12 protein-coding genes are annotated in these 9,579 nt (G+C 71.2%); 5 read left to right on the forward strand and 7 right to left on the reverse strand.

Annotated features, from left to right (window positions below):
* Position 1: 1 nt before the first annotated feature.
* Positions 2-226, reverse strand: coding sequence for a hypothetical protein (locus HP507_RS12550; protein ID WP_175352124.1), 225 nt, complete (start codon positions 224-226; stop codon positions 2-4).
* A 135-nt stretch (positions 227-361) separates the two neighbouring features.
* Between HP507_RS12550 and HP507_RS12555 the strand changes: the two genes are divergently transcribed.
* The gene (locus tag HP507_RS12555) at positions 362-1,255 is read left to right on the forward strand and encodes an alpha-E domain-containing protein (RefSeq protein WP_175352125.1); all 894 of its coding nucleotides are present in this window, start codon (positions 362-364) and stop codon (positions 1,253-1,255) included.
* A gap of 237 nt (positions 1,256-1,492) precedes the next feature.
* Here the strand turns inward: HP507_RS12555 and HP507_RS12560 are convergent, their stop codons facing one another.
* The 4 genes from HP507_RS12560 to HP507_RS12575 form a co-directional block, all read right to left on the reverse strand.
* Positions 1,493-2,830: an MFS transporter gene (locus tag HP507_RS12560; protein WP_217508774.1), complete on the reverse strand. Its 1,338-nt coding sequence runs from the start codon at positions 2,828-2,830 to the stop codon at positions 1,493-1,495.
* A gap of 5 nt (positions 2,831-2,835) precedes the next feature.
* Positions 2,836-3,255 (reverse strand): MarR family winged helix-turn-helix transcriptional regulator, encoded by a 420-nt coding sequence (locus HP507_RS12565; protein ID WP_175352127.1) that lies wholly within the window; start codon positions 3,253-3,255, stop codon positions 2,836-2,838.
* Between the two features lie 106 nt (positions 3,256-3,361).
* Positions 3,362-3,631, reverse strand: a complete 270-nt coding sequence (locus HP507_RS12570) for a hypothetical protein (protein WP_175352128.1) — start codon at positions 3,629-3,631, stop codon at positions 3,362-3,364.
* A 13-nt stretch (positions 3,632-3,644) separates the two neighbouring features.
* A complete protein-coding gene (locus tag HP507_RS12575) occupies positions 3,645-4,781 on the reverse strand; it encodes an inorganic phosphate transporter (protein WP_175352129.1) in 1,137 nt (378 codons plus the stop codon).
* Positions 4,782-4,868: 87 nt separating this feature from the next.
* Between HP507_RS12575 and HP507_RS12580 the strand changes: the two genes are divergently transcribed.
* Together HP507_RS12580 and HP507_RS12585 are read left to right on the forward strand one after the other, a co-directional pair.
* Positions 4,869-5,747 (forward strand): alpha/beta hydrolase, encoded by an 879-nt coding sequence (locus HP507_RS12580; protein WP_175352130.1) that lies wholly within the window; start codon positions 4,869-4,871, stop codon positions 5,745-5,747.
* 9 nt (positions 5,748-5,756) lie between these two features.
* The gene (locus tag HP507_RS12585; protein ID WP_175352131.1) at positions 5,757-6,806 is read left to right on the forward strand and encodes a lipoate-protein ligase LplAB; all 1,050 of its coding nucleotides are present in this window, start codon (positions 5,757-5,759) and stop codon (positions 6,804-6,806) included.
* A gap of 36 nt (positions 6,807-6,842) precedes the next feature.
* On the opposite strand, the gene HP507_RS12590 is transcribed toward HP507_RS12585, so the two are convergent.
* Positions 6,843-7,601: a hypothetical protein gene (locus tag HP507_RS12590; RefSeq protein WP_175352132.1), complete on the reverse strand. Its 759-nt coding sequence runs from the start codon at positions 7,599-7,601 to the stop codon at positions 6,843-6,845.
* A 215-nt stretch (positions 7,602-7,816) separates the two neighbouring features.
* Between HP507_RS12590 and HP507_RS12595 the strand changes: the two genes are divergently transcribed.
* On the forward strand, positions 7,817-8,146 hold the full coding sequence (locus HP507_RS12595) for a hypothetical protein (protein ID WP_175352133.1): 330 nt from the start codon (positions 7,817-7,819) through the stop codon (positions 8,144-8,146).
* 22 nt (positions 8,147-8,168) lie between these two features.
* On the opposite strand, the gene HP507_RS12600 is transcribed toward HP507_RS12595, so the two are convergent.
* Entirely contained in the window at positions 8,169-8,453 is a 285-nt protein-coding gene (locus tag HP507_RS12600) for a GNAT family N-acetyltransferase (RefSeq protein ID WP_175352134.1), read from the reverse strand.
* A 55-nt stretch (positions 8,454-8,508) separates the two neighbouring features.
* Between HP507_RS12600 and HP507_RS12605 the strand changes: the two genes are divergently transcribed.
* A complete protein-coding gene (locus HP507_RS12605) occupies positions 8,509-9,405 on the forward strand; it encodes a DNA-methyltransferase (RefSeq protein ID WP_175352135.1) in 897 nt (298 codons plus the stop codon).
* Positions 9,406-9,579: the final 174 nt, after the last annotated feature.

Genomic DNA, 9,579 nt, shown 5'->3' on the forward strand with positions numbered 1-9,579 from the left:
CCTACCGGCGCCTGAAGAGCCGTCGGACGGCGTTCGTCAGCCGTCCGACGGTCTCGTCGTTCATGGTGTTCGCGAGGTCGAACGCCTCCCGCGCGGGGTCGGAACCGGCCCGGATGCGGCGCAGTGCGGCGTCCGCGCGGGCCCGGGCGTCGAGTTCCGCGAGGGGCATGTCGTCCTCGGGGTCGTGCGCGGGCGTCGCGGAACCGTCGGTGCCCGGGTCTGCCATGGGAGCAGGGTACGCGGATCGGCCGGGCCGTGGCGTCGGACCGGTACACGCCGACGCCGCAACACTCGTGACGCGGCGACGAAACACCCTCGCAATCCCCGGTCAGTAGGTTCGCGGCATGCAGGAACCGACGTGTTGAGCCGACTCGCGGGGAGCGTGTTCCACGTCGGGAGCGCCGTCGAACGCGCGGACGTGGTCGCCCGGATGGTCGACGTCTACATCGCGCGACGCGAACCGGCCGGTGACGGGCAGGACCGCGCGGTCGCCGCCGAGCTCCGGTCCGTGGTGGGAGCGACGGGTCCGGCGAGCGATCCGGACCGTGGTGCGACCATCGACTCCCTCGCGCTCGACCGTCACGAGCCGGCATCCATCGCCTCCGCCGTCGCCGTCGCCCGGGACAACGCCCGCCGTGCCCGCGAGGTCGTCTCCACCGAGCTCTGGGACTGTCTCAACGTCACCCGTTCCCGCATGCCCCGCAAGGTCGCGCCGGACCGAGCCCACGAGTTCCTCGGCTGGGTGCGGGAGCGCAGTGCCCTCGCGATCGGCGTGGTCGAGGCCGATGCGAGCCGTGACGAGGTCTGGGAGTTCTTCACCCTCGGACGCTCGCTGCAGCGGTGTGCGACGACGGCCAGGCTGCTCGCATCGGATCTGCTCGACCGTAGGTCCACCGCCTCGTGGGTGACCGCGCTCCGGGCGTGCAGCGCGGGCGAGGCGTTCCAGCGCGGCCGCGACCACCACACGCCGAGTCCCGAGGACGCCGCCGCCTTCCTGCTCCTCGACGAGCGCAGCCCGCGGTCGCTGCGGTTCCTCGCCCGGCGGGCGGACGAGTGCCTGACGGACGTCGCGCCGTCGTGCATCGAGGACGAGGTGCGCGCCTTCGCCGAGGTCCGGGCCGCGCTCGAGTCGGTGACCGAGACCACGGCGCTCCTGGCCGCACGGGCGGCGGGGGAGCAGTTCGCGGTCGCGGCCGACCGTGTCGTCGAAGCGCTCGACGCACGCGTCTTCGCGGCGTCCGAACCGGCTCGCTGACGGACCGGACCCGCGCCGCCGGTTCCGGACGGATGCGCCAGCGCCGGCCTGGCCGTGTCGGAGCGGGAGGCGCGGTGCGGGGCCGCGCCGCGCCTCCCGTCCGTCTCGCGATCCGCCCGCCGAAGCGACAGAACGCGGTTCTTCCGCTCGGTCACACCCGCGAAAGCGACAGTGTCCCGCGTCGATACGGCGGCAATCTGTCGCTTTCGCGGACGGGCGGACCGGCCGGCCGCCGGGTCAGACGGCGCTGGAGCGGTCGGCGACCGCCTCGTCGCGTTCCAGGTCCTGCCGGAGCGCCGCGCGCGCCGCGCGAGTCCCCACGACGGGCACCGCGTGCGTGATCGCCAGGTGCAGGCGGGTGTCCGCGTCGTACCGCACGCGGAACCGCTCGTGACGGATGAGCCACACGAGGGCGATGGCGAGCGCCACGAACCCCGAGGTCGCACCCACGGCGATGGCCCAGCGCGGCCCCCAGGCATCGGCGACCGCGCCGACGATCGGGGCGCCGATGGGCGTGCCTCCCGCGAAGATCGCCATGTACAGCGCCATCACGCGTCCGCGCATCGCGGGCTTCGTCGTGGTCTGCACGAGGGCGTTCGCCGTCGTCATGAACGTCAGGGACGCGAGCCCGACGAACACGAGCACCACGGCGAAGGTCCAGTAGGTGGGTGCGACGGCAGCGGCGGCGCAGGCGATCCCGAACCCGGCGGAGGCGATCACGAGCATGCGCATCCGGGGCCGATCCCGTCGGGCGGAGAGCAGGGCACCGGCGACGGAGCCGATCGCCATCACCGAGTTGAGCAGGCCGAACTCGCCCGCTCCCTTGCCGAACTCGACCCTGGCCATCGTCGAGGTGAAGATCGGGAAGTTCACGCCGAACGTGCCGACGACGAAGATCATGCACAGCACGACGATGATGTCCGGCCGGGTCCGCACGTACTGGAACCCGGCGACGATCTGCCCCTTGCCGCGCTTGGGTCGGATGCGGTCGGCGAGCTGTGCGGGGTCGACGAAGCGCAGCGCGAGGAGGACGGCCAGGAACGAGGCGGCGTTGATGACGAACACCCAGCCGGAGCCGATCGCGGCGATGAGCACGCCGGCGACCGCGGGGCCGATCAGACGCGCGGCGTTGAACGACGCGGAGTTGAGCGCCACGGCGTTGGCGACGTGCTCGCCCTGCACGACGTCGGAGACGAACGCCTGCCGGATCGGGGTGTCGAACGCGGCGACGATGCCGAGCGCGAGCGCGAACCCGTAGAGGGACCAGATCGTGGCGGTGTTCGTCAGCACCATGATCCCGAGCCCCAGGCCGAGTGCGCCCATGAGCCCCTGCGTGAGCATGAGCATCTTGCGCCGGTCGAACCGGTCGGCGGCGAGGCCGGTCAGGGGGAGGAGCAGTAGCTGCGGGCCGAACTGCAGCGCCATGGTGATCCCGACCGCGATGGCGTCGTTGTCGGAGAGCTTCGTCAGGACGATCCAGTCCTGGGCGGTTCGCTGCATCCAGGTGCCGACGTTCGACACCAGGGCACCGGCGAACCAGATGCGGTAGTTGCGGCCCGACAGGGAGCGGAACATGGCGGTCACTGCTGGGCCAGCCTCCTCATGATCTCGGTGGCGTCGGCGAGGGTCTGCCGCTCGGCCTCGGTGAGGTCGGCGAGACGCGGGGTGAGCCAGCCGTCCCGACGACGACGGGTCTCCTCGACGAAGGCGGCTCCGTCCGGGGTCGCCCCGAGGAGCACCTTGCGGCGGTCGTCGCCGTGGCCGCCCTTCGTCACGAGCCCGCGTTCGACGAGCACGGCGACGGTCTTCGTCATCGACGGGGGAGTCACACCGTCCTGCCGGCTGAGCTCGGCGAGGGTCATCGTGCCGTCGCGGTGCAGCCTGGCGAGTGCGGAGAACTGGGCGTCCGTCACGGTCGTGTCGGCCTTCTGCGCACGGAGGGTGCGGGACAGCCGGTTCACCGCGATCCGCAGGTCTGTGGAGAGGGAGACGTCGTTCACGATCGTTAGCTTAGCAAATTAGTTCAGCGAACGAACTGATTGGTCGAACGGGAGGCGCGGTGCGAGTGAGCAGGTCTGCTCACCCGCACCGCGCCTCCCATTCGTGTCAGTGGAACTGCGGGATCGTCATCCAGATGCCGTAGAGCACTGCCGCGATGCAGACCGCGAAGCACACGCCGGCACCCACCAGCGCTGCCGGTGGCGTCTTGCCGGATCGCGCCGTCTCCTCCGCGTACTGCGTGTGGTCGCCGCCCGCGTCCACGGGCTGGCCCGTCCCGAGCAACCGCAGCCCGAGCGTGTAGAGCAGCACGACGCCGACGGCGGCGACGAAGCCGACGCCCGCCACCGTGCCGATCGCACCGAAGTCGATGTCCATGGGGACCCCTCTCTCAGGCCGACGCCGGCACGGGGGCCCGCTCGTCGTCGCGGACGTCGTCGGACGTGATGGGCTTGCGGTGGGCGAGGAAGAAGAACGACAGGCCGGCGGCGACCGCGAGCACGGCGACGATCACGAGACCGATCGTCGACGTCGCGGCGAGTGCCGTAGCCAGGGCCCCGACCACCGCGGCCGCCGGGAGCGTGATCACCCACGCCACGACGATCCGGCCGACGACGCTCCAGTGCACGTCCGCGAGCTTCTTGCCGAGGCCCGAACCGATGACCGAACCGCTCGTGACGTGCGTCGTCGAGAGCGCGAACCCGAGGTGGGAGGACACGAGGATCGTCGCGGCCGAACTGGTCTCCGCCGCGAAGCCCTGCGGGGACTGCACGTCGGAGATCTTCTTGCCGACGGTCTGCATGATCCGCCAGCCGCCCGTGTAGGTGCCGAGGCCGATCGCCAACCCGCAGGCGAGGATCACCCAGAGCGCCGGCCCGGTACCGGCGGGCTGGTAGTCCGCGGCGATGAGGGTCAGCGTGATGACGCCCATCGTCTTCTGCGCGTCGTTCGTGCCGTGCGCGAGCGAGACCAGCGACGCGGAGATCGTCTGCCCGTGGCGGAAACCGGTCGCGGCGCCGTGGGTGGTGGCGTTCTTCGTGAGCGTGTACGCCAGGTACGTCGCGACGAGGGCGATGATCCCGGCGATGACGGGCGAGAGCAGCGCCGGCAGGACGACCTTCGACACGACCGTCGCCCAGTCGACCGAGTTCAGGCCGGCACCGATGATCGACGCGCCGATGAGCCCGCCGAACAGCGCGTGGGTGGACGACGACGGGAGGCCGAAGTACCACGTGGCGAGGTTCCACAGCACGGCGCCGACGAGCCCGGCGAAGATCATCGTGGGGGAGATGTGGATGCCGTCCTGGCCCTCGCGGATGATGCCCTGCGAGACGGTCTTGGCGACCTCGGTGGAGAGGAACGCGCCGACCACGTTGAGGACGGCGGAGATGAGCACGGCGGTGCGGGGCTTGAGGGCCCCGGTGGCGACCGAGGTGGCCATGGCGTTGGCGGTGTCGTGGAACCCGTTCGTGAAGTCGAACACGAGCGCCACCATGATCACCAGCAGAACTGTGACGAGGACGTCCATGCGCGAGACGCTAGGCCGGCTCCGAGCCGCCTGCGTGAACGCCGGGTGAACAGGCGCGGCTCGTCCGGCATCTGGGAGGATGAGGCCGTGCCCACGTTCTCCGCAGCCCGAGGGGACTCCTCGTTCACCGACGCCCACGGCGTCGAGATCGTCTACTCGACCTGGCGTGCGGCGCGTCCGAAGGGCATCGTGCAGATCGCGCACGGTGTGGGGGAGCACGGTCTCCGGTACGAGCCGCTCGCGCAGGACCTCGTCCGCGCCGGGTACACCGTGCACGCCAACGACCACCGCGGACACGGACGCACCGGCCTCGCGCAGTGGGACGGCGACCACGCCAAGCTCGGTCGCCTCGGACCCGGCGGGCTGCGGGCAGCGATCGCGGCCGTGGAGCAGATGACCGCCGTCGCGCGCGCGGACACGCCGGGCATCCCGCTCGTGCTGCTCGGTCACTCGTGGGGCTCGCTGATGGCGCAGCGGATCGTGAACACGTCGTCGGGGTCGTACGACGGGGTCGTGCTCTCGGCCAGCGCGTACCGGCTGCCCGGGTGGATGAACAGCGGTGACCTCAACGCGCGGCACGCGGGCTCGGGGCCGACGAAGTTCGAGTGGCTGACGCGCGACCGGGCGATCATCGACGCGGTGTCGGTCGACCCGCTCGCGGTCGAGGCGGACGTCGTCGGGCTGTTCGGCGTCCGGGATGCGCTCCGGCTGCTCGGGGTCCCGCGGCGCGGCATCCCGCACGACCTGCCGATGCTGCTGCAGGTCGGGTCGGAGGACCCGCTCGGCGGCCCGCGCTCGATCGAGCGGCTGGCGCAGGCCTACCGGCGCCGGGGACGGCTGTCGGACGTGTCGGTGAAGGTCTACGAGGGCGCTCGGCACGAGGTCTACAACGAGACGAACCGCGCCGAGGTGATCGCCGACCTGGTCGCCTGGCTCGATCGGGTGACTGCGGGTGGGCGGGCGTAGGCTCGTCCCGTGCACGGTGAGTACAAGGTCCCGGGAGGCAAGCTGGTCGTCGTCGACCTCGAGGTCGTCGACGGGGTGATCCGGGAGTTCCGGCTCGCCGGCGACTTCTTCCTCGAACCGGACGACGCGCTCCCGCTGATCGACGGCGCCGTGAACGGTCTGCCGGCCACGACCGACGCCGCCGGCATCGCCGCGGCGGTCCGGGACGCACTGCCGTCCGACGCGGTCCTGCTCGGCTTCACACCCGAGTCCGTCGGGGTCGCCGTCCGCCGGGCGCTCTCCCGTGCGTCGACGTGGCAGGAGTACGACTGGGAGATCATCCACGAGGGACCGATCAGCCCGAACGAGCACCTCGCCCTCGACCAGGTGCTCACCGAAGAGGTGGGGGCGGGTCGCCGCGGTCCGACCCTGCGCATCTGGGAGTGGGACCAGCCGGCCGTCGTCATCGGGTCGTTCCAGTCCCTCAAGAACGAGGTCGACCCCGAGGGCGCGGCGAAGTACGGCGTCGAGGTCGTCCGTCGGATCTCGGGCGGCGGCGCGATGTTCATGGACGCCGGCGCGATCATCTCGTACTCCCTCTACGTCCCGACCGACCTCGTGCAGGGCATGACCTTCGCCGACTCGTACGCGTACCTCGACGAGTGGGTGATCGAGGCGCTGAAGTCGCTCGGCATCGAGGCCTACTACCAGCCGCTCAACGACATCTCCTCGACGAAGGGCAAGATCGGCGGTGCCGCCCAGAAGCGGCTCGGCACCGGAGCGCTGCTCCACCACGCCACCATGAGCTACGACATGGACGGCGAGAAGATGGTCCAGGTGCTCCGCATCGGCCGCGAGAAGATGAGCGACAAGGGCACGACGAGCGCGGCGAAGCGCGTCGATCCGCTGCGATCCCAGACGGGGTTGACCCGCGCCGAGATCATCGACCGACTCATCGGGACCTTCACGAAGCTGTACGGGGCTCACGAGGGGCACGTGACCGACGCCGAGCGGGCTCGGGCGCAGGAGCTCGTGGCGTCGAAGTTCGCGACCCGGGAGTGGCTCGAGCGCGTTCCCTGACCACTCGCGCGGGTGCCATGACCAGGAGTGCGGTCGTCACGGCTTGGCGCCGTTGCCGAATGATCCGTGCAGCGTCGTGGCACGGAACGCGGTGGTGTCGATCACGGCGTGCACCGCGTCGAGCACGGACTGGTCGTCCCTGTCCACGCCGATGACCAGCGACCCGTAGTCGACGCGCATCGTCGTCGGGATCGTCGCTTCGAGTCCGGTGACGTGCGGCGTCGCCGCCAGCGTGGCGAGCCCCTGCGCGACAGCCGTGGAGGTCTCCGGCGGGATGGTCTGATCGAAGGTCGCGTCGTAGTGGACGACGCTCGCGATGTGACCGGACCCCGCAGGCACGGTCAGCGTGAGGTCGACGCCGGTCCAGGCGAGTTCGCCAGCCATCGCCGTCGGGACCGCACCGGCCTGGGACGGCGTCGCCGACGGTTCCATGTCGACCTCGAACGTGGAACGGAAGTGGTTCGTCGTCACGAGGCGGCTCGCGCACGTCGCGTCGGGCACCGTGCTCGGGGTGTTCGTCGTCGACTCGGTCGCGGTCTGCACCCCCGGCAGCTTCCGTACTGCCCGGAGCGCGGCGCGGACTTCCCGCGCGACGGCGGGATCGAGCATCGCGGGAGCCGACGGTGTCACGGTCGTCGAGCCGGGCTCGGCGTCGTCGGAAGGGCACGGCCGGGACTCGCCACCGTCGTCGTGGAGCAGTCCGCCGGCAAGGTCGCGGGCTGACGAGCAACCGCTGACGGTCAATGCGCCGACGAGGGCGAAGGCTGCTGCCGAGAAGGCGGTCCGCGTGCGCATCGTCCCAGTCTGCACGACGACCCGACCCGGTCGGGGGCACGGCCTCGTGAGCGTAATGGTGCCGGACCAGGCCGTGGTCGGCCGCCCGGAGAGGGGGGGTTCCGGGCGGCCGCACGTCCAGTGTCGGTGCCGTCCCGAAGAACCACATGTGTGGATCACGAGAATCACCCGCGCGGCGGATGCCCTCGCCTGTTCGTCCACGTAGCGTCGGGTGCGTGAACTGGTTGATCCTCCTGGGGGCGGTGGCCGCGGCGGCCGTCGTGATGTGGGTCGCCGATCGCGTGGGGTGGATCGACCTGTCGAACAAGGCCACGCGCAGCGGCGGATCCGGCGGTGTGATCTCGATGATGGACGAGGTGTTCGCACCGACCCGTCACGAGACGCAAGCCGAGTACGAACGGCAGTCGCGCCTCCCGACACAGGCCCCGACGCCGGCGGACGACGACCACGACCTGCTCAGCGGCAGCGTGCTCATCAAGGTGCCGGCGGTGCGCACTGCCGGTCGGCACGAAACGCGCGCCGGTACGCACGACCGCAGCTACTGACCGACGGCTCCGGCGAGCACGGTCAGCGCGTCGTGAGCTCCTGGTAGTCGGGGTGCCGGTCGATCCACGCCGCGACGTAACTGCACTGCGGTACGACCCGGAGCGTGCCGGAACGGACGTCGTCGAGCGCGTGCTCCACGAGGATCGACGCGTGGCCACCCCCGCGGTGCGCCGGGTCCACCTCGGTGTGGACGAAGCGGATCTCGTCGCCGTCGACCTCGTACGCGGCGAAGCCGATCACCTCGCCGTCCTCGACGAGGGAGTACTGCTGCTTGTCCGTGTCGTTGCGGACCTCGGGTGCTGCCATGCCGCCGACGCTACGCCCGCCGCCCGCAGTGGAGGCTGTGCAGGAGAATGGTCCCGTGCACAGCGGAGACGATCGCGGCCCGGACCGGGTGGTCCTCGGTGACAACCTCGACGTGCTCCCGACGCTCGCCGACGGGTCGTTCACGCTGGTGTACCTCGACCCGCCGTTCAACACGGGCCGGTACCAGCGCCGGCACGCGACCTCGGCCGTCCGCGACGCGACCGGGAGTCGACACCCCGCCCGACGCCGCGAGACCGTGACGGGCTTCCGGGGGAGCACCTACGAGCGGGTCCGCGGCGACCTGATGCGGTTCGACGACCGGTTCGAGGACTACTGGTCCTTCCTCGAGCCCCGGCTGCTCGAGGCGTGGCGGCTCCTCGCCGACGACGGCACCCTCTACCTGCACCTCGACTACCGGGAGTCGCACTACGCCAAGGTCCTGCTCGACGCCCTGTTCGGCCGCGACTCCTTCCTCAACGAGATCGTCTGGGCGTACGACTTCGGTGCGAAGTCCCGTTCGCGCTGGCCCACGAAGCACGACACGATCCTGGTCTACGTGAAGGACCCCGCCCGCTACTGGTTCGACTCCGAGGCCGTCGACCGCGAGCCGTACATGGCGCCGGGACTCGTCACGCCCGCGAAACGGGAGCGCGGCAAGCTCCCGACGGACGTGTGGTGGCACACGATCGTGTCCCCGACGGGCAAGGAGAAGACCGGCTACCCGACGCAGAAGCCCGAGGGCGTACTGCGGAGGATCGTCCAGGCCTCCTCGCGCGAGGGCGACTGGGTCCTCGACTTCTTCGCCGGCAGCGGCACCACCGGCGCGGTCGCGCAGGCGCTCGGCCGACGGTTCGTGCTGGTCGACGACAACCCGGTCGCGGTCGACGTGATGCGCCGCCGGCTCCCCGGAGCGTCCTTCGACGTGGAACCGCCCGCCGTCTCCGCGGTCTGACACGGGGACGACGGGCGGCCCGTCAGCTGGTCGGCCGGTCGACTACTCGGCCGAGTGGCGGCCGTGCGTGTGGTCGTCGTCCGGCCTGGAGGCGCGGCTCGCGTCCGTCCCGTCCGCACCGGTCGGGCCGCTGGTCGCGTCCGCGGCGCCGTCGGCCGTGGTCCGGCCGGTGAC

This window comes from Curtobacterium pusillum (genome assembly GCF_013359865.1).
GTDB classification, from domain to species: Bacteria; Actinomycetota; Actinomycetes; order Actinomycetales; family Microbacteriaceae; genus Curtobacterium; species Curtobacterium pusillum.